Below are 22,836 nucleotides of genomic sequence, written 5' to 3' on the forward strand. Positions count from 1 at the left end.
TAAACTGCCGACTTTTAGTAGGATAGTAACTGCTATCCAATTGTCGAGATTTGAAAAACCAAATTTAAAAACTGCATTCCCCAAAATTGCCAAGTTACCCACATTCCTAAAAGACTCACTCCTAGAAGCACAGTAAATGCATAAAATTGGGTTTGTCCAGAGTTGCTGTATTTTAGACCTTCACCACCTAATAGCGAAAATAAACCAACGAAGTTAACGATGCCATCAACTACGAAGCGGTCAATCATATCGGCAAGTTGGGAAATTTTGGCAACGCTGAAAATAATCGTCATTCGATAGATATTGGGCGTATAAAAATCGTATGCGATTAAGTCTTGTAACCCTTTCCAAGGCAGACGAATCGGTTTGGGAATCTTGCTGAAATAAATCACCCCAGTGATACTGCAACCGAAAATACTTGACCAATTTAAAAGTAGTGCGACATCTTTATTTAGGCTTGCCCAATCTGGTAAAAGTGATAAATTTTGCAAGATGAAAGGCAGATTGAGACTAAAGCCAAGTAGAATCATCATCGGCAGAATCATCGGCCAGTGAGCTTCAGGCGATCGCTCTGTCATTTGTGTAGCTTTCCCGCCAAAAACTAAAACGAATTCTCTGGTTAAACTCACAGCTGTCAAAGCATTTACCACAACGATGATTCCGACTAACCAAGGTTGAGTTTCCCATAACCCATCTGCTAATTCCATCAGTGCCCAAAAGCTACCCAGTGGTGGAAAACCAATTAACCCCAAACTGCCGACAATAAAAGCAATTCCAGAAATTGGGCGACGTTTCCACAGTCCACCCATTTGGGTTACGTCTTGGGTGATGCTATTCCAGATAATTCCGCCGGTACTCATTACCAATAGTGCTGCGGATATGGCGTGGGTGAGAACTAATAATAGTGCTGCTTCGTCTTGTTGCACTCCCACGGCGATGAATATTAAACCCATGTATGCGCTGACAGAATAGGATTGACAGCGTTTCATATCGATTTGAGCGATCGCAATTAAAGAAGCACCCAGCGCTGTCACCGCACCAATCGCAACCATCGCTGAGGAAGCTATGGGCGAGATGGTTAACACGGGTTGCAATTTAATCAGCACCCATGCACCACTAGCTACTACTACCGAGTTCCGCAAAATCGTACTGGGAACCGGGCCTTCCATCGCTTCATCTAGCCATAAATGCAGGGGAAATTGGGCACATTTACCCATCGGCCCAGCAATTAAAGCTAAACTTACCAGCGCCATAGTTGTCGGGTTGACGTTAGCAGTAGCCGCCCATTGGGCTAATTCTGTATAATTCCAAGTTCCAGCTAAAGGCCATAATGCCAACACGCCCATCAGCAAGAATAAGTCTCCCACCCGCTTGGTTAAAAACGCGTCTCTTGCACCGGAAACTACCAAAGGCTGGCTAAACCATAAGCCGACTAGTAAATAAGTTCCCAGCGTCAAGATTTCCAGAATTACATAGCTGAAGAACAAGTTATTACACAAAGCAAGGGCACATAATCCCGCTTCAAATAATCCCAACAACGAATAGAAACGTCCCCAACCCCAATCCATTTCCATGTAGCCGATCGCATAAATTTGCGCCAGCAAGTTCATGCCAGTAATTACAACCAAAGCACTGATACTGACTGAGGATATATCCAAAGCAATGGTTAAGTCTAAACCAGCCGTAGATAACCAAGGAATAAATACTTCTTGGGCTGGATAATTCCAAGTTGCTTGTAAGGCGATCGCACTATGTACAAACGCCAAAAATGTCATCACCAAGTTTACATAACCCGCCGGTCTTGGCCCTGTTTTCCGAATGATCCCTGGCGACCAAGGCACGGCTAACAAGCCACCTAATAAGGCATAGCACGGAACAAGCCAAACAGTCTCTAGTAGAAACTGAGCCATCAACTCACCTCTAAGATTTAGATCAAAAATTATGGGTTTTTAGTCAACTGGCGTTGATCCCAGTTAATCCAGCAATGATCTACGATGGACGACGCCTACGCAGAACATACAAATTTATGTTTATTTAATTTTGTTAAAAACAGCTTACCGTTATATCTGTCAAAAGGGAATTAGTTAATTAAATAAATTTAAGATAATAACTCTAATTATTTCTTATATAAGCAACTATTTCAACAAGGAAAAATAGGTATTTATTCTTATCTATGCATTGCATGAGGGATCAATCAATAGTTATCATTAGTTTTATCAATTTATATAAATGACAAGAGACGCAATCAATCGCGTCTCTACGAATCGACTAAATGTAATTTATATTTTGGTGATTTTGTCAACCTGCCAGTGAGAGATAGTAATGGCAGGTGGGGAGTCAACTTGGCTGATGGGGGCGGGTTTCATATCTCGGTAGTCTAGCAATTGGACTACGATGAGGTAGGCGATCGCTAAAATGACCGAAATCGCACCTGTAAGAATAGCAATTAATTTTGAACGTTCCATCAGTATTTCCTGTAATGCAAGTTGTTATTCAGTGCCTATATCCACATAATAGACTCGGCTATTGTTTCTGGGCGTAAGCCAGCCGCACTTTAGCGCATAAAATCTTAACAAGCTGAAAGCGACATTGAGCTATTGCCATGACAACGAAACAAGCTATCTTTGACGCAATAGAACAACTGCCAGAGCAGCACCTAAAAGATGTGTTGCAGTATGTTCAAAAACTTGCAGGTACTCTAAAATCACCAGCATCCAACCCACCCACCCAAAGTAGCGATGGCTCCCTGGCTGCCAATTTAGACTTACCCCCCTTAATCCCCCCGATATATTGGGGGGAAATAAGAAATCTTGTTCCCTCCCCAATACATACGGGGAGGGTTAGGGTGGGGTAAAACTGACGCGAAAAACCAGGTGAGTAAGCTATTTCAGACTTGTGTATACACCGTAGCCTTTTAGGAGAGAGGTCAGAATATTAAGTCGCACATCGAATTTTAATATAAAAGGGGAAAAATGAGCCTTTGATGCTCGACGTTGACCTTCTGAGCCTCGACGTTGACCTTCTGAAGCTCAATGTTGACCTTCTGAGGCTCAATGTTGACCTTCTGAGGCTCGACGTTGACCTTCTGAGGCTCAATGTTGACCTTCTGAGGCTCAAAGTTGACCTTCTGAGGCTCAAAGTTGACCTTCTGAAGCTCAACGTTGACCTTCTGAGCCTCGATGTTGCACCTTTTATCCTCGATGTTGCACCTTTGAAGCTCAACTAACAAATATATCTAACCATTCTTGAATTTACAGGGGTGAGCGTGTAGTAAAATTTGCTCACCTCCGTAAAGTGGAACATGGCTTTAGACTTCTCCGGTCAAAATCTCCGAGGACGCAACTTCAAAGGACAAGACCCTTGCGGGTGCAAACTTTAGCTATGCCGACATCCGAGGGGCAAACTTCACCAAAGCCAACCTGACAGGGGCAAACTTCAGCCACGCCAAAGCTGGACTACAACGACGTTGGGCAATTGGTGCAGTATTAGTAACAGGCTTATTGGTTTTATCCGCACTATCAAAATCTGTAATTATAGCTTTACTAATAGCTTCACTGGTAGTTATCAGCATAGCTATGGTTGCTTCTAGATATAACTGGGCTGTTGCTCTGACTGCAAATCTGGTTTTAACTATAGCTGGTTCTATAGCTTTCGTTTTGGCTTTGATTATCTCAGCAATTGTAACTGGCTCTATATCTATATTTGATGTTGTTTTTGCTGGTAGTGTGCCAGTTGTTTTAGCGTTTTTAGGGTTTATATACTTAGCTGTAGTTGGCTCTAGAGGCGCAATTATATCTACAGCTAGAGCTAGTGTTGAAGCTGGTATTGTGCCTTTTTCCATAGCAATAGCTGACGAGTGTTTAAAGACTGCTATTACTAATACGGGTGGTACAAGTTTTGGCAAAGCTGATCTAACAAATGCTAATTTTACTGCGGCAACGCTAAAAAACACTAATTTTGCATATGCTAATGTAACTAATACTTGCTGGTTTCAAGCTAAAAGGCTTGATCGTGCTCGTGTTAGTGCAACTTATCTTGAAAAACCACAAGTACGCAAGCTAGTAATTACAAGACAAGGACAGAACAAAAACTTTGACCGTCAAAACCTGCGAGGTGTGAACTTACAAAAAGCTAACCTAGCTGATGCAAGCTTTATTGGCACCGATCTCAGTGAAGCTAATTTGCAAGATGCCGATTTGTCAAAAGCAAACCTGAAGCAAACGCAACTAGACGGCACAAATTTAACAGGTGCAACCCTCACCGGAGCCTACATCGAAGATTGGGGGATTACAAATACAACTAAATTGCATGGGGTGAGGTGTGAATATGTCTTCATGCGCTTACCCACAAAAGAATACCCCAATCCCCTACGCAAACCTGATAATGAGCGAGAGTTTTTCAAGGATGGGGATTTTGCCGACTTTATCAAACCAATTTTTGACACCCTCGACCTTTACCATAATCAAGGCGTTGACCCCCGCGCTATTGCTATTGCCTTCAAAAACCTTGCTGAAAATCATCCCGAAGCCGAGTTAGAAATCGTGGCAATGGAGAAACGCGGCGATGATAAAATCTTGCTCAGAGCCAAAACCGCCGCAGGTAGCGATAAATCTCAACTGAGTGCAGAATATTTTGATGATTATAATCAACTCAAAGCTTTATCGCAGAGTCAGCAATTATTGCTGGTAGAAAAAGATAGTTATATTAGTGATTTAAAAAATATGATTACAACTGCACTTGGGCAGCCTAAATCTTATACACAAGGAAATACCATCATGTCAGATATTAGCGGCATCAATATTCAAGGTAGCAGTAATGTTAGCGGTATCGCTGGCAATAATTCGATTGCTAATCTAGGAACCATTAGCGGTAACGTGAGTATTGCCCTCAATGAGTTACCTGATGCAAGCGATGCCGAGAAACCAGGAATCAAAGAATTATTGTCGCAGTTGCAAGATGCAATTATCCAATCCACATATTTACCAGAAGAAGAGAAAGCCGAAGCGCTAGAACAGGTGAAAGCTTTAGCAGAAGCGGGGAAAAATCCTCAAGAATCCACTAAGCAGAAGACGGCGAAAACTGCAATCACCATGTTGAAAGGAATATTTACAGGCTTACCTGCTGTTGCTTCTCTGGTGGAAGCGGGTAATAAATTATTGCCTGCGATTTCTAAACTGTTCGGTTTGGGATAATTTAACGTGAGTTTACAATTTAGCTCTCATTGGCAAGACACGCGACGCCGAGTAGCCCGTCGCAGACATCGCCTTTTTTAATCAGGCGTTAACCAAAATTTACCAAAAATGTTTCTTGTTTCTGTATATGTTTCTAAGTAGGTTTCATAAATTCTTTACTACTGTTTCTCATGAAAATTCGTAAAACTTTGCTTGGATTAACAATTGGTGTACTTTGCACAGCGAGCATTTTGGATATCTGGAGCATTCAAAAAGTCAAGGCTGGCTCTGTCGATACCAATTCTGAACTGAAAGTTTGCAGCAAATTTGTCGCTGGTACATACCTCGTGACAATTAAAGATAAAACAGGAAAGTTTGCTTCACGCGCGCTGATCGCTCTTACTGAAGAAGGCAACTTGATTAGTAGTGACTCAAATCAAGGTGGTGTTACGGGTCAGTTTGATCCTTTTACCACATCTGTGGGTACTTGGGCGTGTAATGGAAAGAAGGCGATTATAGGTAGGGCACTCAACTTTAGTCTTTCAAACAAGGGCGGTAGCGGTATTGCAAGAAATGATTATAAAGCTACTTTTAATCCGATAACTCAAACAGTAGAAGGGACAATTGAGCTTCGTCTGTTTCCTCTACAAGGGAATCCACTACAAGGTAATGGACAAAATGGTGGGTCATTCTTCTTTACAGGTCAGCTTGTCACTGCTAAATAAGATGAGAAGTTAACTTAATATATAGCGTTATTAGTGCGATCGCTTGTCTATTTTCTTAGAGGATGGCGATCGCACTCTTGGCGCAGGTAAGGTGAATTGAGGGGGTAGAGGATGCGAGTTTTTTGAAGCTTTACTGATGCTGTTGGCAAAATATTTCTTCACATTTGAATTTTTCCAAAATGTCTTTAACTGAAGAAATTCTTTCCCAATTACCCGGCGATGTTTTAAAAGGATTGCGTCAAGGCGATCGCATCCTTACATCTAGGCGCGAAAACTCCGCACCCACACCACAGTTAGTTAAAGAAAATTAACAGTCTTTAGGTGTTCAAGAATAATTAATCAAAGATTGAAATTACCTATTGTGGTAAATTCAATTTCTTACAATGCTGGTCAATTCTTTTCTTCCCAATCTTCAATCTGCAACCCATTCACTCGACCAAATTCTTTTGTATTATGCGTAACCACTATCAAATTATTCGCCATTGTAATAGCTGCAATCTGCACATCATAAGGGCCAATCGGCGTACCACTAGCCGCTAACTCAGCCCGAATTCTCCCTGCTATCCTTGCGGCTTCTGGGTCTAAAGGTATAATAATAAACTGACTAAAAAAACGTTGCAATATTTCTAAATTTCTCTCCTGTTGGGCACTACGGTAAGCACCATAGTACAGTTCTAATTGGGTTATTGTAGAAACTAAAATATCTTCTGGTTGTTGGGATGCCAGTCGAGTTGTTACCGCAGGACTACTATTATTTATTAAGCGGATACAGACATTAGAATCGAGCAGATAAATCAAAATAGCGGCTCCCTAGTTTCGTATTCTCCCTGTTCTGCCCGTTCTAGCGGTTTTCCTACCCAACCACCAATTACTTCTTCAAAAAACCCAGGCATCCAGCCCCGTTGTTGTGGTGTAACTCTTTGAATTGTTACCGTAACTTCAATTTCTGTATCTGGCATTTCTACTGGAATATCTAAATGTAAAATACCATCTTTACCCACATGCGACCGGATTTTTATACTATCCATCGTATTTTTATCCTAATAAAAGCTTAGTAGCAATAAGTTGGTATCGACAAGATAAGTCACTTAAATATCTTCCGACTCCTCATCATCGTATATTCCTGTCCGACTTAAAGCATACTCTGATAGTAAGGGCGTATCTCGCCTATGGCTCTGTGCCCATTCCCGAAAAGCTGTTATCCACTCAAAAGCCGTTGCAGTTTTGTAAAATGGTTGCTCCTGTTTTAATTTCATCAACTGCTCAAGTAATGCATCTAAATGTGGCTTAACCACTTCAGCAGGGAGCTTAGTTACGTTTGCTAACACCTGCACAACGCCTTCTAACTCTTCTGTGTCAACCTCTAAGGGTAATAGTAGTATTTGATTATTATTGTTGACCACGCTCGTAACTCTCTACAAATAATATCATATCTACTTTCTTCATTCTCAGGTAGTTTTGGAATGTAGAGTTGAATTTTTCCAAAATGTCTTTAACTGAAGAAATTCTTTCCCAATTACCCGGCGATGTTTTAAAAGGATTGCGCCAAGGCGATCGCATCTTAACATCTGTGCGCGAAAACTCCGCACCAATACCAACGTTAGTTAAAGAAAGTCAACAGTTTTTAGGCGATACAGACTTCGATGTGCTAATCTGCGGTGGCACTTTAGGCATTTTAATTGGTTGCGCCTTAGCGGTGAAGGGGTTGCGGGTGGCGTTGCTGGAACGGGGTATTTTGCGGGGGAGGGAACAAGAGTGGAATATTTCTCGCAAAGAATTAGATGTATTTGTGGAATTGAACTTGCTGAGTGAGGAAGAATTAGCAAGTGCGATCGCCACTCAATATAACCCAGCGCGAGTTAGTTTTGCTGGCGGTACAGAAGTTTGGGTAGAGGATGTCTTGAATATCGGCGTAGATCCAGTTTATCTACTCGCTACCTTGAAAACCCGATTTCTCGCCGCCGGGGGAAAGTTGTTAGAAAACACACCCTTTAGCGAAGCCGTGGTTCATCCCGATGGGGTGATGGTAAATAACCAATTCAAAACTCGCTTATTAATCGACGCGATGGGACATTTTTCACCCATCAGCCAACAAGCACGCCAAGGCAAAAAACCAGATGCTTTATGCTTAGTTGTCGGAAGTTGCGCCCAAGGTTTTCCTGAAAATAACTCAGGCGATTTATTATTATCATTCACTGAGTTGCAAAATCAATGCCAATACTTCTGGGAAGCCTTTCCAGCCAGGGATGGCAGAACAACTTACTTGTTTACCTACATGGATGCAGATGCTCAACGCTTGAGTTTAGAAACTCTATTTGAGGAATATCTGCGTCTGTTACCAGAATATCAGGGAGTGGAATTAAGCAACCTGAAATTTCAACGGGCACTATTTGGCTTCTTTCCCACCTATCGCCAAAGTCCCTTAAAAACTCCTTGGAATCGCATTCTCCCAGCCGGAGATAGCAGTGGTAGTCAATCTCCCTTGAGTTTTGGAGGTTTTGGGGCAATGGTGCGTCACCTGAAGCGTTTAACTTATGGCATCAAGGAAGCGCTAGAAACAGAACAATTATCTGCAAAAGCGTTAACACTGCTGCAACCCTATCAGCCAAGTTTGACTGTTACCTGGTTGTTTCAAAGGGCGATGAGTGTTGGTGTAAATCAGAAAATTGCCCCAGATCAAATTAACCAATTACTCTCAGCAGTATTTCAAGAAATGCAACAATTGGGTACGCCAGTGTTAAAACCATTTTTACAAGATATAGTGCAATTTTCGGCATTAACGCAAACACTGTTAAAAACTGGTTTATATCATCCTCTATTAGTTGTCAAGATAATTCCACAAGTAGGTTTGGCAAGTTTGTTAGATTGGATGTTACATTACAGTAATTTAGGTGTATACACTGCCTTGCTTTCGCTAAGTCCAATGCTAGAAACATGGATTAAGAATCAACCGAACGAACAACAATATTATTGGCATCGTTTGGTTGATGCTTGGAAGTATGGTTCTGGCTGTGATTACTCAAATGAAACTTAGAATAATATCGGTGTGAGGATAACATGATTGAACGGAAATCTTCAGGAATAAAATACTTTGCAGTGCTGATTGGATTCCTGCGCGATCGCCAAGGTTTTCTAGAGGAAATTCGTCAAGGTACGAGATTACCAAATAAAATCATTTCGCTCTTGGTTTGCAGTTCTTTATTTATCGCTGCTTATGGCGGAATCATTGGTGCATATCATAGCTGGATGCAAGCTATATCTTCCGCCATTAAACTCCCAGCCCTTTATTTAATCACACTTTTGATTTGTATCCCGACGTTGTTCTTTGCCAACATTATTTTTGGTTCCAAACGGAGTTTTGCCCAGCATTTAGCATTAGTCTTAACTGCGGTTTCAGTCACCAGCGTACTTTTGTTTAGCTTTGCTCCAATCACACTCTTTTTCTTAATTACCACTAATAATTACCAATTTTTAATTTTGTTAAATGTCTTTATCTTTGCCATCACTGGATTTATTGGTGTTTCATCTTTATATCAAGCCACGAGTTTAGTTTTAGAACAAGATAATGAAGGTAGTAAGACACGCCAGAAAATTTTGCAATTTTGGCTATTTCTTTACGCATTCGTAGGCAGTCAGTTAGGATGGACTCTCAGACCGTTTTTTGGCACACCTGGTTCTGTCTTTGAACTATTCCGCGAAAGAGAAGGTAATTTCTATTTAAGCGTGATTAAATCTCTTAGCTATCTCTTTGGATTCCGTTAATTAGTCGTTAGCAATACCCCAAAATATACAAACTAAAAAATATGCTGAAAAAGCAAAATCGCGGAATTCAACAATTTGGAGTTTTAGTTAATTTACTGCGCGATCGCCAGTCGTTCTTAGAAGAAATTCGTCAGGGAGTGCGATTACAAAATAAAATAACTTCTCTATTCGTATCTAGTTCCATTTTCTTTGCCCTTTATGGAGCAATTATCGGTGCATCCCACAGTTGGGCACAGGCATTATCTGGTGCTATTAAACTTCCGGTATTCTATTTAATCACACTGATTATTTGTTTCCCGACGTTATTCTTTTTTAATGTTTTGTTTGGTTCTCGGAGCAGTATTCTACAGCATTTCGTTGTATTACTCACATCTGTGTCAGTGATTAGCGTACTTTTATTTAGCTTGGCACCCGTGACGCTATTTTTTCTAATAACTACACCCGATTCTTATCAATTTTTTAAACTGCTGAATGTGTTCATTTTTGGTATTACAGGCATATTTGGCGTTAAATTCCTGTATGAAGGAATGCAATTACTTTCTCAACAAGATGAAGTTGGTAAAAAAACCCGCACCACTATTTTAAGATCCTGGTTATTGCTTTATGCCTTTGTTGGTATGCAATTGGGATGGTTTCTCAGACCGTTTTTTGGTGCCCCTGACTCTAAATTTGAGTTATTTCGGGCGGTGAAAGGCAATTTTTATTTAGATATTGTAGCGGCGATTTCCGAAATTTTAGGTTTGCGTTAATCTCAAAAAAAGATAATTACTCTAGTTTCCATTTCCTCGTTCCCAGGCTGCCGCCTGGGAATGCATTCATTGAGTCTCTGACTCAATAAACCTCTTGCACAAATGCAAATTTAAAAGTCCCTCTCCCAAGCCTGAAGCTACGGTGTATACACAAGTCAAATTACCCCCCTTAATCCCCCCTTGGAAAGGGGGGAAACAAGAAAATCTAGTTCCCTCCCCAATACATACGGGGAGGGTTAGGGTGGGGTAATTCGATAACTTGTGTGTACACCGTAGCCCTTTTATAAGGGGAGGGTTAGGGTGGGGTAAAACCAAGATTTATCAACTACTTGAGACTTGTGTATACACGGTAGAGCCTGGGAGAGAGATTTAGGGTGAGGACTTTAAATTCATGCAACAAATATAATCTCTAAAAGCTTCTTCTAACCTGCTTTCAGCTTAAGGGTCAGTTTTCAGATATTCTTGTAATTGTTGGGTACGCAGTTTTGTAGTATCTTCCAAACAACCAAAATAAATGCTAGAGGCAATACTTCCGCCCTCATATCTACTTCTTTCAAACTCACAATTGGTATCTCGAAACTTGATCCATGCTAGTTGTGCAGCAATCAATTTTTGTTTTCTAGGCCTTTCTAATGAAGATATCAATTGTTGATAAACCTGATTCAGTTTTTTATCTGCATTCTGATAAGACAACTTTGTACATTCATTAATTGCCGCTTGAGTTTGAGGATTATTGCAGTTGAGCTTTTGAACTAAGCGCATCTCAGATAAATCAGGCGTTGTGCCTGCTATTGTCATGGCGAGGGGATTTAAACTGCTGAGAGTTAGTATACTGGACAAAACTAGTAATAATTGACGCATAGCAAAATCTTTGTTCTTAAATAATATAGAAATTTGATCTTTTTGGTGGTCTCGAACTCAGAATCAGAGTAGAAAGTGGTATGCTCCACAAAGAAGTGTCATGGTTTGCACGAACCTTTGCTTATTCTGGCTACCAGTATCCAGCGATGGATTTTTGGTTAAAAGAAGAAGACAGCAAAACTGCATGGAATCGAAAGAGGATAAGCGATCGCTAGTATATATACTTATTGCATCATCCAGAGCCAGGGATGAAATTTTTATGTAAGCAAATAAAATATATATTTTTGTTAGAAGTATGATATTTGTGTCTAAAATATTTTTATTATACGTCAAATTCCGATAAAACTCTTGCATCGATCGTTAAAATAACTGTATTCTTTATATTGTTGAAAATTGCTTTTCACAAAAGCAATAACAAAGCACAATTTCAGCACATCGCAAAAAACATTGACTGGGCAAATCGATAAATGTCGATATCAAACCAAAATCTATGTATGCTGTTGTTGCTGGCATTATTGAGTAACAGGAGCAACTCTCAAAATGAAAAATCAAATATTTTGTTTATGCATGTAATGTAGCAAAAAATTCAAAAATTTTTACTATTCCCTATCTCTTACAGTCCATACCTAATTTGAATAGAGAAGAGTATTGGTTAAACTTTCAATCTTTTCATCTCTTTAATCGGGGCAAGAAATCTATTCTGTGCTGGCTGAGTTTGGGATTTAAAACTCATTTTATCAACGAATCACGACCAGGAAAATTATGACCTCTTTAGATCCTAATTTTTTTGACATCCCGGACAAAAGCCTAATCATCATCGACCCCAGCCGTTGATGACTATAAAAAGCTAAATGGCAACAACTTGGAAGTCATCTTTAAAGACGTAGTAGATCCAGAAGTAATAACGGTAACTTCAAAAGCAGAAAAAATACTGAAAGCTCCACCAAAAGAATTGTTAGTACCTCCTGGTGATTTCAATCCTACACTACAACTGTTTTTTGCATCTGTGACAGTACTGGTGTCATCTCATTGCGGTTACTGGCTTTGGCAATGGCCAGACTGGCTGTGTTTTATTTCTAACACTATTGCTTTGCATTGTGCTGGAACTGTAATTCATGATGCTTGTCACCAATCTGCTCACCGCAATCGAGTCATTAATGCCATACTAGGGCATGGTAGCGCCCTGATGCTAGGGTTCGTTTTTCCAGTGTTTACACGAGTACATTTGCAGCATCATGCTCATGTCAACCATCCCAAAGATGACCCAGATCATTTTGTTTCTACAGGTGGGCCGCTGTGGATGATTGCATTTCGATTCTTGTCCCATGAGGTATTTTTCTTTCAACGGCGACTGTGGCGCAAATATGAGTTATGGGAATGGTTAATTAGCCGCTCAATTGTTGTTGCAATTTTTTATATCTCAGTTCAATATCATTTTTTAATGTACGTTCTCAATTTTTGGGTTGTACCTTCTGGTATCGTGGGATTAGTACTTGGTTTGTTTTTTGATTATTTGCCCCATCGTCCCTTTGTTGAACGCGATCGCTGGAAAAATGCTCGTGTATACCCTAGCCCAATTCTTAACATCCTAATTTTAGGTCAGAACTACCATTTAATTCATCATTTATGGACTTGTATTCCCTGGTACAAATATCAGTCTACATACTATCTAATGAAGCCTTTGTTAGATGAAAAATGCTGTTATCAAACTTCAGGGTTACTACAAAAGAAAGACTTTTTAGAGTTTATTTACGATATCTTTGTCGGAATTCGCTTTTCTCATCAAAAAACTAAAAATCAAGATGAATCATAAAGTCGTAAATAAGCATTCTATCTCGTTCCCATGCTCTGCATGGGAATGCCCTCGTTGAGGCTCTGCCTCCGCCTGGAATTGAGTCAGAGACTCAATGAATGCATTCCCAGTCGGAGACTGAGAACGAGGGAAAATATTTGTAGAGACGGCGATTTATCGCGTCTCAAAAACCTGAACCCTATTGTATTAAACACGAATCACCCCTCCCCGCCAAAGCATCGGGGAGGGCTGCAATAACTCTGGTAATTATAACTATTTTATTTTTTGTAAATCAAAAAAACTGAACCAATCGGCCCAAGGTTTTCTACATAAGTTTTCTGGTTGTAATACAATCCTGGAGACATACCTCCATCAAATAAAATCCCTTCTTGTATCTTACCTAAACAGTTATTGCTAGCAATACCTTCTAAGACATTATCAAACATATCTGGCAGTAACTCTTGATTAAGTTGCGATAATTCAATCTTAGAATTAGCTTTCAAGTCATTAACTAATAAGATTACATAGCCTTGATTCGTGATAGCTGCCAAAGAGCGATTAGTTGCATTTTTACAAGCAAATTCTCCCAAATCTTGACAAATATCTTTAAATTTACCCTGACGATAGAATCTGCCATTACCACCGACTAAATTATAATTGAGAATATCGCTTGTTCTTCTGCCAGTTTGAATAGTAGCCTGTCGCTGCTGGGGTGTACCTCCTGATATCCCAAAGGAAGAACGTTTATTTTTAAATGCTCCTGAATACTCTACGCCACGAGAAATATTTAAGCCTTGGGGTTTATTATCAGTATCTATATAGTCGGCATTAATTGCGGCAATGGGTAGCTGTCCGTTTAACTTGGCATTTTCATCGGCGATGAGTTCATGAAACTGTTTTGCTACATATTCTTTACGCAGTTTCCCTCTACTATCTTTGGCGTAAAGTTTATGAGATAGTCCAACATTAACTTTGAAATCTAATTCTGCTGATTTGGGATTAAAAATAATTACATTGTTAATACCTTTAGGATTTTTTTTACCTTGATTATTGGTTTTAAAAAAATCAATACTAAACTTGGCATCTTTGCCAGGGCAACTTTTAGACGCTTTTGGAACTAAATTTGCTTCCATCTTTTGACAACCTGATAATAAGCTTGCACTAATTATCAAAATAAATAACAAAAATAATTTTTTTGTGGACATATAATGCAAAAAAAACCGCTACAGAATTACTATAGCGGGGAATAATTTAAAATTTCAGTCTGGAGTCAATCTCAGAACCAAACCTTAAGAGAACCATTCTAAGACAGCTTCTTCTTTGGTGTTAGTATTCCGAGATGGTGTCTCACGGTTAAATTTCATCTGAATCGAGCGGGTTTGCTCGCCATCAGCAGCTACAGCCAAAATTGGGTAGTCAATTAAACCATCCTGGAAGGACATCTGGAAGCGGAATGTTCCATCTGGATTCAGCTTAATTGGACGGCCACCAATAGTTACATTAGCATCGGGTTCGGTTGCACCGTAGACTATCAACTCAGCATCAGCAATTAACCAGAACTTGCGCGGACGCACTGGTACGGCGGAAGCCGAGAAGCCAACACCTGACATACCTGCACCGGAAGCGGTTAAGCCAGACACGGTAGGAACAGCCCACAGACCTACACCAGATGGGAAAATGTAGGAGCTAATAGCTTGTTCGGGACGCGCTGCACCTTGTTGGGAGCCGAAGATAGAACCAGCAACCCGTAGTGCTTCGGCAGATTCTGCTAAACCAAATATTTCGTCGTAGATGGGGTTGCTGCCATTCACAGCATTACCAACATTACCATTGGCGGTAGCTGCAACCTTCTTGGCAGGGGGAACTAGTTCGTACTGAGTTTTGCCACGTAAATCTTCTTCAAAATTGACAGTGATGAAGACATCCTCAATCCAGTCAGAAGGATAGACGGGAGGAATGTGTACTTTACTAGAACGAGCTAGTACTAACCAGCGACCATCAGCAGCACGATAGCCGATATCAATCACATAATCGCGATCGCTAACTGGAACTGGTAGATACCATTCTCTAGCTAGTTCATCAGCAGGATATTCTTGAATGCTATGTGGGCTTTGGTATTCGATATCGATGTCGGTGACATCATAAATCCGTAGTGCCAGTTGTTGTCCGCCTTGCCGACGCAGTTCCTCTTTGTGTTCATTGGGAACATCCCAGTAAGTGTAAGCCCACTGAGGATCGCGCGGTAAGAGTACAATCCGGCTTTCACCATAGCCAGAGGGCAAATCTGCGAGTCCTTCATCAACATCAGCCAAAGATCCGCCAGTACGATCTTCCTGACCTAATTCAAACTTTGCAGCTTCCACGGTTTCTTGTGCCTCCAATGAACGAGATGGACTGAGTAAGTTTTTGCTACGCTGGACTTCTTGTATTGATGTCAGCAGTTGTGATTTACGCATTCGGCTATAGCGAGAGATGCTATATTCGCTAGCAACTTTGCGTAGTTGGCGTAAGGTCATCTCCTCTAGTGGCGGGCGTTCTTTTGCCATTAATTTGGCCTCCAGTAGTTTAAGCGGTAAATGATTTCCCCTGGTTAAAGAATGCTATGTAAAATCTCATCCATTCCAGATGAATTTCTTATTCCTGACTCCTGGTTTTGCCCAGTTTTTAAGTTTTTTAATCTGTTTTTAAATTGAGCCAACATCCTTTCAATTCCTTCTGATGCCAAAATTAGCATTTCTTTGGGATCGGAGGATTTCTATTTGTTAAGTCTATATTAACCACTAAGCATATCTAGGGATCAAGGGGTCAGAAGTAGGTTTTTTGGCTGTTTCACGAATTTATCAGCCCTTCTGGGATCTTATTGTCATGAAATCATGATAATTGGAGCAATCTAGGTGTTTAGCAACGAATATAATGTCAAACTTTCATGACATTTATTTCTGGGTTAGCCAAAAACCCCAATTCTTGAAGAAGAATTCAGAAGTCAGAATTTAAAAGCAAAGCCAAAGACGCTGCACTATCAACTCTTTCGTTCAAAATACCCAACTGATTTCTGGTGACTGACGCCAATATTGCTGTTTCGTTAAGCGATCGCCTTTCTCACCCACTATGATGTGAAATTAAGTCCCAAGATAGTGTGTACCCGACCATAGAAGAACTTAAGCTTGGCATATAAGTTTAGGGTTTAGGGAAATAGTTATGAATAAGGAAACAGTTCCTAGTCAAGCTGAAAAGTCTAATCCAGAAGGCGATCCATCACAATTAAGTCCAGAGGTTTTGGACAAAATCAAACACCCTGCGAGAATAGACGATGTAATTCGAGAGCAATCACCAGAAGAACGTAGAAGTAACCCAGCTTTAGTACCAGAAATGATTGACGATCCATCTGATAATGATTGATTAAGTTTGCAAAACAGTAATCGAAAAGCTTAGATTCGCTACTTCTCTACACAAGTAGCGAATCTTGTTAGTAATGTGTTGCTATTCAAGATTATGTAGTTATTCGCTATATATTTCCGGCGTGTTGATGTCTGATAGCACAGCCTGAGTATCAAATTTAACTTGATAAATTCCTGGATAAAATTATTTGATAAGTTGGCGTAAACCTAAGAGGATGTTTGAAAAGTCATGATTGATGTATAAAATATTTTTTACCCCACCCTAACCCTCCCCTTATAAAGGGGAGGGAACTAGATTTGTTTTTTCCCCAATATATCGGGGGGGTTAAGGGGGGTAATAATTCAATTAACACAACATACCACTTTTCAAATATCCTCTAAGCTTTATTCATAGATATTTTGTAAGTGTGTTCGCAGATACATTTGCCTCCTGAATAATGGAAGGCTAAATCATCATTGTCATCTATACTAAGTTAGATTCTGGAAAGTTAAAGTTTATAACCAGAGTTGTATATACAGGAGCGGTTATAAAGTCATTTAATAAAAAATTACTGACTTGGTGAAAGATAATATCTATACCAATTCTTTTGAAGATGCACATAATATTCTAAATAATTTTCCTAATACCAGCAAAGTTTCCAAATCTCAAAACGAACAAAACTAACGTCTGGTGAAAAATTATTAATCGAAAGAAATTCAGGAATTACACAAAATCATGAAATAACATAGACGCACCGCAAATGCGTCTTATTGGCGTAGCCTCTCCTCGAAAATACAAGCAGCTTGCCACAAAGTTCTTGCGTAAGTCCTGATATTGTGAAACCATAAATTGTAACTTGCTGATAGAACTAATTAATTTGTCTCTAGCCTCACTCCAGAAAAATTACTGGTAGTAGTAACAATCATGACGCGATCGCCAAATTCAGAAAACAATCAGGAACCATCTAATCGTCGTCTATGGCTCCTGCTTTTAGGACGTACCAGTTTGGCTCTGGGTGGGGTTTTACTAGTTGGAATTATAGTTGGTGCTTGGTGGGCTAGAAACTATGTATACAAAGATTTAGCACCGTTAGTACAGCAAAATCTTGAGCAATTGCTAGGGCGTCCAGTAAAAGTTGGGAACGTTGAACGTTTTTCGCTTTCTAGTCTGAGGTTTAGTTCTTTATCGATACCAGCAACTCCCAACGATGCAGATCGGGTAGTAGCAAAAGCTTTGGATGTGCAGTTCTCGCCGTTGCAACTCCTCCTTACCCGAAAACTGGTATTAGATGTCACGTTAGTTCAACCCAATGTCTACATTCAACAAGATAAAGATGGTCGTTGGGTGACAGCCCAAGTTAAGGCTGGGGAAGGAAAAGGTTTTATTCAAACTGAGTTGCAGTCGCTTCAAATTCAAGATGGCAATATAGAGTTGATGCCATTCGCCGCACCGACTAAACCGAAAGGCTCAGTCATATTAGATCGAGTTGGTGGTATTGCCCGATTTTCCGATCAAAATCAAAGGATCGGTTATGATTTCAATACTCAATTCACTAGGGGAGGCGCTGCTAAAATTGTTGGCGAAACCCAAGTAAAAGCTCAACAAACTAACCTCCAACTTTCAGCGCAAAATTTACAAGCATCCGATATCACTCGATTAATTCAGTTACCGATCGCGCTGCAAGCAGGATATTTAAATGCTGACTTAGGGGTTCAGATTCCCCCCAAACTTTCAGACATCGCAATTACGGGAACAGCTACAGCTAATCAAATCACTGCTAAAATTCAAAATCTTCCTCAGCCTGTTTCTAATTTTAATGGGAAATTTCTATTTGAGGGTCAGACAGTTACTTTAGATAGTCTGAGTACTAACTTTGGCAAAGTTCCGATTGTGGCGAATGGAACAATTAATACTCAAACAGGTTTTAATGTTTCTGCTCAGATAAAACCTGTTACTGCGAAAAATATCTTAGATACATTAAAAGTAAATTCGTCAGTCCCAGCTAGTGGCGAAATTCAGGCAAAAATTCAGGTAGGCGGCGCACTTGAGCAACCAGTAGTCAGCGGTACAGTAAGTAACACTAAACCAATTCAAGTTGACCGCATTCAATTTAATACCATCAACACTGATTTTCGCTTGAATGCATCCAAAACTGCATCTCAACTTACTGTCTCTAATCTGAAAATAGTCCCCGCAGCTGGCGGTCAAATTATCGGCGGCGGTCAAGCTAATTTGGGAACCAAAGATGGGGTAATATTTAATGCTCAAGCTGATGGAATATCAGGAGATATACTAGCAAAAAGTTATGGCGTTACTCTACCGATCGCAGTGGGGAATGTTTCAGCAAAAGCTCAAATTTCTGGCTCACTTCGCAAACAGCCTTTGAAACTTGATGTTTCTAGTGTTCAGATAACGCCACCAGCCGGGGGACAAATCACAGCCAATGGTCAAATTCAACTCGCTCCCCAAGGTCAGGTAGGCGTAGATATTCAAGCTCAAGGTATTCCAGGAAATGCGATCGCTCAAGGTTACGGCATTTCAACTCCGATTAATGTTGGTGGTATATCTGCGAACGCGAAAATTTCTGGTTCTCTGGGTACACCGTTAAATGTCAACGTTTCTCGCGTTCAAGCAAATCCAGATGTAGGAGGGCAAGTCACAGCTAGCGGACGAGTTCAGCTTGCACCCCAAGGTAGGGTAGCGTTGAATGTACAAGCACAAAATATACCAGGGGATGCGATCGCCAAAGCCTACAATTCCTCACCCTCCATTACCATTGGGAATGTCTCGGCAAATGCCGATATTTCCGGCACTCTGAGCAATCTGCAAACAGTCGCGCGAGTGCAAGCGCCTAAAGCTACCTATCCCACTAGCGGACGAGTTGTTGTTACCAAACAAGGAGAGAATATCGTCTTTCCCGATGCAGTTGTGAACGTCGCAGGTGGGACAATCACAGCTCAAGGTCAACTTGCACAACAACGCTGGCAAGGAACTGTCAAAACTTCTCAAATTCAACTCAGCCGTTTCTCACCACAACTGCGAGGACGGCTGAATAGCAATATTCAGTTAGCAGGCACAACCCAATCTTTCCAGCTTGCGGATATTCGCGCCGCAGGACAAATCAGCCTTCCCCAAGGAGTAGCGCAGCTGGCAAAACCGCTCACCGCCAGATTTCAGTGGAATGGACAGCAGATTATCGTTGAAAACGCAAGTACCCCAGGATTTAGTGCTAATGGTGCGATCGCTATTCAGTCTCCCCCAACTGGCGCACCTCAAATTGCCGGATTTGATTTAAATGTACTGGCACAGAATTTCAACTTACAAAATACTGGCTTTAAAGTTCCTGGGGACGTAGCAATAGCAGGGCGACTTGATTTTAATGGAAAAGTTACAGGCACTCCAGATGTGCCGCAAGCTAATGGCAATATCCGGTTGCGGAATTTCAATGTCAGTAACTTAGCATTTGACCGACTTTTAACCGGAAATGTGAATTTTCAAGGCGGACAAGGAGGAAGTCTGCGACTAGCTGGAAAACAAGATCGGATTGCCCTTAACTTAGGTGCAGATTATCGTCCCACTTCATTTTTAGTTAAACGCGATGAGGCAGTTACTACAGGTAGAACTGAGGGAGATAACTTGATAATTAACGCCCAACAGTTTCCCATCGCTCTGGTTGGCGGCTTTTTACCTAACAATCAATTGAAACCACTGGGGGGGCAACTATCGGGTAATTTAGTTGTGAATCTGAATAATTATGCCATTGCGGGAGATGTGGCGATCGCAGGGCCTCGCGTTGCCAGAGTTGCAGCCGATGAATTTCGCGGCAGCATCAATTATGCCGATGGTACTGCTAGCTTGGCTAACGGTCAATTGCTGATTGGAGGTAGCAACATTGCTCTCAGTGGCAATGTGCAAACAGGGAATGACCCGCAATTTCAATTCCAAGCTAATTTTGCCCAAGCCAATATCCAGAGACTTTTACAAGCGTTTAATATCTTTGACTTTAAAGACCTTAGTACTGGGTTGCAGCCTCCAACATTAGCTGGTGCAGAAGTACTTGACACCAAGCCTATCAGTTTACCCAATGCAGACTTGAAAACACAGTTAGCATATTTCTCGAATATTACCACAGCACTAGCAAAAGAACAGCAAGCTGAAACCAAAAAAACCGCATCTTTGCCCAGCCTTGCAGAATTAACAGGTGCTTTAAGCGGAGCAATTACAGCCAATGGCTCGTTAAAATCTGGGTTGAATGTTGGCTTTAATTTTCAAGGTGCTAACTGGCAATGGGGTAATTATTCCATCAATCCAGTCGTTGCTCAAGGCACTTTCGCCGATGGTATCGTCACCCTTTCACCCTTGAGTGTGGGGATCGATCGAGGACTAGTGTCGTTTTCAGGACAGTTAGGAACCGATCAACTATCTGGAAAATTGAATGTAGCCAGTCTGCCCTTATCACTTTTAGAACCTTTTATCGAAAAATACCCCGTAGATATCACTGGTAACGTAAATGCTGATGCCACTTTAGCAGGTAGTTTGCAAGACCCCAGAGTTCAAGGGAAAGTGGCGCTAGCGAATGCAACCCTTAACAAACAACCCGTACAAACAGGACAAGTGAACTTTGATTACAACAACGCTCGCTTGAATTTTGATAGTACCTTACTCGTGACAGGAACGCAGCCAGTTGCCATTACAGGTAGCGTACCTGCTCCTTTGCCTTTTGCCAAAGTGCAACCTGATAGCAATCAAATCAACATCGACGCCAATGTGCAAAATGAAGGATTGGCACTGTTAAATCTGTTAACCAACAATCAAGTCGCTTGGGTAGACGGTCAAGGAAAAGTAGATTTAAACGTTAAAGGTACTTTAACCGAACCAATTATTAACGGAAATGCCACATTTAATAATGCTACCTTTAGCGCTCAAGCCTTATCCGATCCTCTCACTAATGTCACAGGAACAGCGCAATTTAATGGTAAAACGGTAAGCGTTGAAAATATCCAAGGTAATTACAATCAAGGGCAAGTAACTGCATCAGGTATCTTGCCGATTTTTGATGCTCAACAAGCCGCAGCGAATCCCCTAACAGTATCAATAGCAGACAAACTCAACTTTAAGCTTGCAGGACTGTATGAAGGTGGTGTTGGTGGTGATGTCGTGATTCGCGGCACAGCCTTAAAACCTGTAATTGGTGGAGAGATTCAACTGAGTGATGGTCAGGTAATTATTGGCAACTCGCCTACTACGGCAAAAAAATCAGCAGCTACAGCAGAGTCTAACACTAAAGTCATAAATCTAGATAGACAACAAGTTAACCAAGTTAACCCTAACGCCACACCAACAGCAGAGAATAACGCTAACCCAGTAGCTACAGTGGACGGAAGCACTAACCCAGTGGTTACAGTGGATGGAAGCACTAACCCAGTGGCGACAGCAGACACAAGCACTAGCGCCGCAACTCCACCCAATTTACCTGTAGAGTTTGCAGATTTAAAGTTGATTTTAGGCAAAGATATTCGGGTTGCAACTCAGTCCCTACTCAGCTTTGTACCAGGAGGAGCGGCATTAAGTCAGCCCCTATTGAGGTTTGACGCAACAGGCGACTTGACCATTAATGGTACATTAGCCAAACCGCTTCCTCAAGGAGTCATTCGTTTGACAGGAGGACGACTCAGCTTATTTTCTACTGAGTTTACCTTGGCGCGGGGCTATGAACAAACTGCGCGGTTTACTCCAAGTCAAGGACTTGACCCGACTTTGGATGTCCGACTGACGGCAATTGTGCCGGAAGCATCAGCAAGGAACACTCAAACTTTGGAATCACCATTGTCTTCTGAAGTCAGTGATGTTTCTGTAAACAACTTTGGGACTTTACGTAGCGTTACCGTTCAAGCGAGGGTGAACGGGCCAGCTAGTAAATTGGGTGAGAATCTAGAACTGACGAGCGAACCTAGCCGTAGTAAGGGAGAAATAGTTGCTTTGCTAGGTGGCTCAATTCTGGGTTCTTTCGGTCAACAAGCAGATGCAGGCCAAGGGCTAACTAATTTCGCTAGTTCTACCATTTTAGGTAGTTTACAAGGAACTATCACTGCGATCGGACAGGCTGTTGGTTTCAGTGAATTTCGGATATTTCCGACTCCATCTATTAATAATGACGAATCAAAAACATCAAGAACTTCAATTCTTAATTTATCAGCGGAAGGTGTGTTTGATATTAATAAAAATTTCTCTGCCTCTTTATCACGCGCTCTTTCTAGCGATGACTCTTTCCGTTTCAATGTCCTCTATCGAGTTAATGACGAAATTCTGATGCGAGGCTCAACTGATGTGGGAGATGACAATCAACTTCAAGTTGAGTATGAAACACGATTTTAGATTGCTGTATTAGCATTGTCAGC

20 protein-coding genes are annotated in these 22,836 nt (G+C 41.1%); 11 read left to right on the forward strand and 9 right to left on the reverse strand.

Annotation, left to right across the window (positions count from 1 at the left end):
- Positions 1–32: 32 nt before the first annotated feature.
- Together NSTCB13_RS04530 and NSTCB13_RS04535 are read right to left on the reverse strand one after the other, a co-directional pair.
- Positions 33–1,910, reverse strand: a complete 1,878-nt coding sequence (locus tag NSTCB13_RS04530) for an NAD(P)H-quinone oxidoreductase subunit F (RefSeq protein ID WP_448271496.1) — start codon at positions 1,908–1,910, stop codon at positions 33–35.
- A gap of 369 nt (positions 1,911–2,279) precedes the next feature.
- Entirely contained in the window at positions 2,280–2,465 is a 186-nt protein-coding gene (locus NSTCB13_RS04535) for a hypothetical protein (protein ID WP_322674485.1), read from the reverse strand.
- A 515-nt stretch (positions 2,466–2,980) separates the two neighbouring features.
- Between NSTCB13_RS04535 and NSTCB13_RS04540 the strand changes: the two genes are divergently transcribed.
- The 3 genes from NSTCB13_RS04540 (at position 2,981) to NSTCB13_RS04550 (ending at position 5,896) form a co-directional block, all read left to right on the forward strand.
- Positions 2,981–3,226 carry a hypothetical protein gene (locus NSTCB13_RS04540; RefSeq protein ID WP_448271497.1) on the forward strand — a complete coding sequence of 82 codons (246 nt, stop codon included), beginning with the start codon at positions 2,981–2,983 and terminating at the stop codon, positions 3,224–3,226.
- Positions 3,227–3,575: 349 nt separating this feature from the next.
- The gene (locus NSTCB13_RS04545; protein WP_448271498.1) at positions 3,576–5,192 is read left to right on the forward strand and encodes a pentapeptide repeat-containing protein; all 1,617 of its coding nucleotides are present in this window, start codon (positions 3,576–3,578) and stop codon (positions 5,190–5,192) included.
- A gap of 170 nt (positions 5,193–5,362) precedes the next feature.
- Positions 5,363–5,896 carry a hypothetical protein gene (locus tag NSTCB13_RS04550; protein ID WP_448268793.1) on the forward strand — a complete coding sequence of 178 codons (534 nt, stop codon included), beginning with the start codon at positions 5,363–5,365 and terminating at the stop codon, positions 5,894–5,896.
- Between the two features lie 30 nt (positions 5,897–5,926).
- Here the strand turns inward: NSTCB13_RS04550 and NSTCB13_RS04555 are convergent, their stop codons facing one another.
- Positions 5,927–6,058, reverse strand: coding sequence for a hypothetical protein (locus NSTCB13_RS04555; RefSeq protein WP_448271499.1), 132 nt, complete (start codon positions 6,056–6,058; stop codon positions 5,927–5,929).
- A 17-nt stretch (positions 6,059–6,075) separates the two neighbouring features.
- Between NSTCB13_RS04555 and NSTCB13_RS04560 the strand changes: the two genes are divergently transcribed.
- A complete protein-coding gene (locus tag NSTCB13_RS04560; RefSeq protein ID WP_448273233.1) occupies positions 6,076–6,207 on the forward strand; it encodes a hypothetical protein in 132 nt (43 codons plus the stop codon).
- A 79-nt stretch (positions 6,208–6,286) separates the two neighbouring features.
- Here the strand turns inward: NSTCB13_RS04560 and vapC are convergent, their stop codons facing one another.
- From vapC to NSTCB13_RS04575, 3 genes are read right to left on the reverse strand one after another with little or no spacing between them, the layout of a single operon-like run.
- A complete protein-coding gene (vapC, locus tag NSTCB13_RS04565; RefSeq protein ID WP_448271500.1) occupies positions 6,287–6,694 on the reverse strand; it encodes a type II toxin-antitoxin system tRNA(fMet)-specific endonuclease VapC in 408 nt (135 codons plus the stop codon).
- Positions 6,691–6,924 carry a hypothetical protein gene (locus NSTCB13_RS04570; protein ID WP_322691308.1) on the reverse strand — a complete coding sequence of 78 codons (234 nt, stop codon included), beginning with the start codon at positions 6,922–6,924 and terminating at the stop codon, positions 6,691–6,693. Before NSTCB13_RS04570 ends, vapC begins: the two co-directional genes overlap by 4 nt.
- Positions 6,925–6,984: 60 nt before the next feature.
- Positions 6,985–7,299 (reverse strand): hypothetical protein, encoded by a 315-nt coding sequence (locus NSTCB13_RS04575; RefSeq protein ID WP_448271501.1) that lies wholly within the window; start codon positions 7,297–7,299, stop codon positions 6,985–6,987.
- Positions 7,300–7,382: 83 nt separating this feature from the next.
- Here NSTCB13_RS04575 and NSTCB13_RS04580 point away from each other — a divergent pair, with 83 nt between their 5' ends.
- The 3 genes from NSTCB13_RS04580 to NSTCB13_RS04590 are packed head-to-tail and all read left to right on the forward strand — an operon-like array spanning position 7,383 to position 10,407.
- Positions 7,383–8,930 (forward strand): FAD-binding oxidoreductase, encoded by a 1,548-nt coding sequence (locus NSTCB13_RS04580; RefSeq protein WP_448271502.1) that lies wholly within the window; start codon positions 7,383–7,385, stop codon positions 8,928–8,930.
- A gap of 23 nt (positions 8,931–8,953) precedes the next feature.
- On the forward strand, positions 8,954–9,658 hold the full coding sequence (locus NSTCB13_RS04585) for an actin-binding WH2 domain-containing protein (RefSeq protein WP_445628538.1): 705 nt from the start codon (positions 8,954–8,956) through the stop codon (positions 9,656–9,658).
- Positions 9,659–9,699: 41 nt separating this feature from the next.
- A complete protein-coding gene (locus NSTCB13_RS04590; RefSeq protein WP_322710812.1) occupies positions 9,700–10,407 on the forward strand; it encodes an actin-binding WH2 domain-containing protein in 708 nt (235 codons plus the stop codon).
- Positions 10,408–10,845: 438 nt separating this feature from the next.
- Here NSTCB13_RS04590 and NSTCB13_RS04595 read toward each other — a convergent pair whose 3' ends face one another.
- Positions 10,846–11,268 carry a lysozyme inhibitor LprI family protein gene (locus NSTCB13_RS04595; protein ID WP_445628539.1) on the reverse strand — a complete coding sequence of 141 codons (423 nt, stop codon included), beginning with the start codon at positions 11,266–11,268 and terminating at the stop codon, positions 10,846–10,848.
- Between the two features lie 80 nt (positions 11,269–11,348).
- On the opposite strand from NSTCB13_RS04595, the gene NSTCB13_RS04600 reads away from it, so the two are divergent.
- Entirely contained in the window at positions 11,349–11,483 is a 135-nt protein-coding gene (locus tag NSTCB13_RS04600) for a hypothetical protein (RefSeq protein WP_445628540.1), read from the forward strand.
- Positions 11,484–12,139: 656 nt separating this feature from the next.
- On the forward strand, positions 12,140–13,081 hold the full coding sequence (gene crtR / locus NSTCB13_RS04605) for a beta-carotene hydroxylase (protein WP_448273121.1): 942 nt from the start codon (positions 12,140–12,142) through the stop codon (positions 13,079–13,081).
- 257 nt (positions 13,082–13,338) lie between these two features.
- Here the strand turns inward: crtR and NSTCB13_RS04610 are convergent, their stop codons facing one another.
- Positions 13,339–14,265, reverse strand: coding sequence for a phosphodiester glycosidase family protein (locus tag NSTCB13_RS04610; protein WP_448271503.1), 927 nt, complete (start codon positions 14,263–14,265; stop codon positions 13,339–13,341).
- Positions 14,266–14,349: 84 nt separating this feature from the next.
- Positions 14,350–15,606, reverse strand: a complete 1,257-nt coding sequence (locus NSTCB13_RS04615; RefSeq protein ID WP_445628543.1) for a DUF4912 domain-containing protein — start codon at positions 15,604–15,606, stop codon at positions 14,350–14,352.
- A gap of 652 nt (positions 15,607–16,258) precedes the next feature.
- On the opposite strand from NSTCB13_RS04615, the gene NSTCB13_RS04620 reads away from it, so the two are divergent.
- Both NSTCB13_RS04620 and NSTCB13_RS04625 read left to right on the forward strand, forming a co-directional pair.
- Positions 16,259–16,459, forward strand: a complete 201-nt coding sequence (locus NSTCB13_RS04620) for a hypothetical protein (protein ID WP_335007072.1) — start codon at positions 16,259–16,261, stop codon at positions 16,457–16,459.
- A gap of 903 nt (positions 16,460–17,362) precedes the next feature.
- Positions 17,363–22,813, forward strand: coding sequence for a translocation/assembly module TamB domain-containing protein (locus NSTCB13_RS04625; RefSeq protein ID WP_448271504.1), 5,451 nt, complete (start codon positions 17,363–17,365; stop codon positions 22,811–22,813).
- Positions 22,814–22,836 lie beyond the last annotated feature (23 nt).

This window comes from Nostoc sp. DSM 114160, from assembly GCF_053470305.1.

Excerpts from the sequence above, each read along its gene's own strand:
- NSTCB13_RS04560 (WP_448273233.1), top strand. The coding sequence starts at position 6,076 with ATGTCTTTAACTGAAGAAATTCTTTCCCAATTACCCGGCGATGTTTTA.
- NSTCB13_RS04620 (WP_335007072.1), top strand. The coding sequence starts at position 16,259 with ATGAATAAGGAAACAGTTCCTAGTCAAGCTGAAAAGTCTAATCCAGAA.
- NSTCB13_RS04530 (WP_448271496.1), bottom strand. The coding sequence starts at position 1,910 with ATGGCTCAGTTTCTACTAGAGACTGTTTGGCTTGTTCCGTGCTATGCC.
- NSTCB13_RS04580 (WP_448271502.1), top strand. The coding sequence starts at position 7,383 with ATGTCTTTAACTGAAGAAATTCTTTCCCAATTACCCGGCGATGTTTTA.
- NSTCB13_RS04615 (WP_445628543.1), bottom strand. The coding sequence starts at position 15,606 with ATGGCAAAAGAACGCCCGCCACTAGAGGAGATGACCTTACGCCAACTA.
- NSTCB13_RS04590 (WP_322710812.1), top strand. The coding sequence starts at position 9,700 with ATGCTGAAAAAGCAAAATCGCGGAATTCAACAATTTGGAGTTTTAGTT.
- NSTCB13_RS04570 (WP_322691308.1), bottom strand. The coding sequence starts at position 6,924 with ATGGATAGTATAAAAATCCGGTCGCATGTGGGTAAAGATGGTATTTTA.
- NSTCB13_RS04625 (WP_448271504.1), top strand. The coding sequence starts at position 17,363 with ATGACGCGATCGCCAAATTCAGAAAACAATCAGGAACCATCTAATCGT.
- NSTCB13_RS04585 (WP_445628538.1), top strand. The coding sequence starts at position 8,954 with ATGATTGAACGGAAATCTTCAGGAATAAAATACTTTGCAGTGCTGATT.
- NSTCB13_RS04610 (WP_448271503.1), bottom strand. The coding sequence starts at position 14,265 with ATGTCCACAAAAAAATTATTTTTGTTATTTATTTTGATAATTAGTGCA.
- NSTCB13_RS04545 (WP_448271498.1), top strand. The coding sequence starts at position 3,576 with ATGGTTGCTTCTAGATATAACTGGGCTGTTGCTCTGACTGCAAATCTG.
- NSTCB13_RS04595 (WP_445628539.1), bottom strand. The coding sequence starts at position 11,268 with ATGCGTCAATTATTACTAGTTTTGTCCAGTATACTAACTCTCAGCAGT.
- NSTCB13_RS04600 (WP_445628540.1), top strand. The coding sequence starts at position 11,349 with ATGCTCCACAAAGAAGTGTCATGGTTTGCACGAACCTTTGCTTATTCT.
- NSTCB13_RS04535 (WP_322674485.1), bottom strand. The coding sequence starts at position 2,465 with ATGGAACGTTCAAAATTAATTGCTATTCTTACAGGTGCGATTTCGGTC.
- NSTCB13_RS04550 (WP_448268793.1), top strand. The coding sequence starts at position 5,363 with ATGAAAATTCGTAAAACTTTGCTTGGATTAACAATTGGTGTACTTTGC.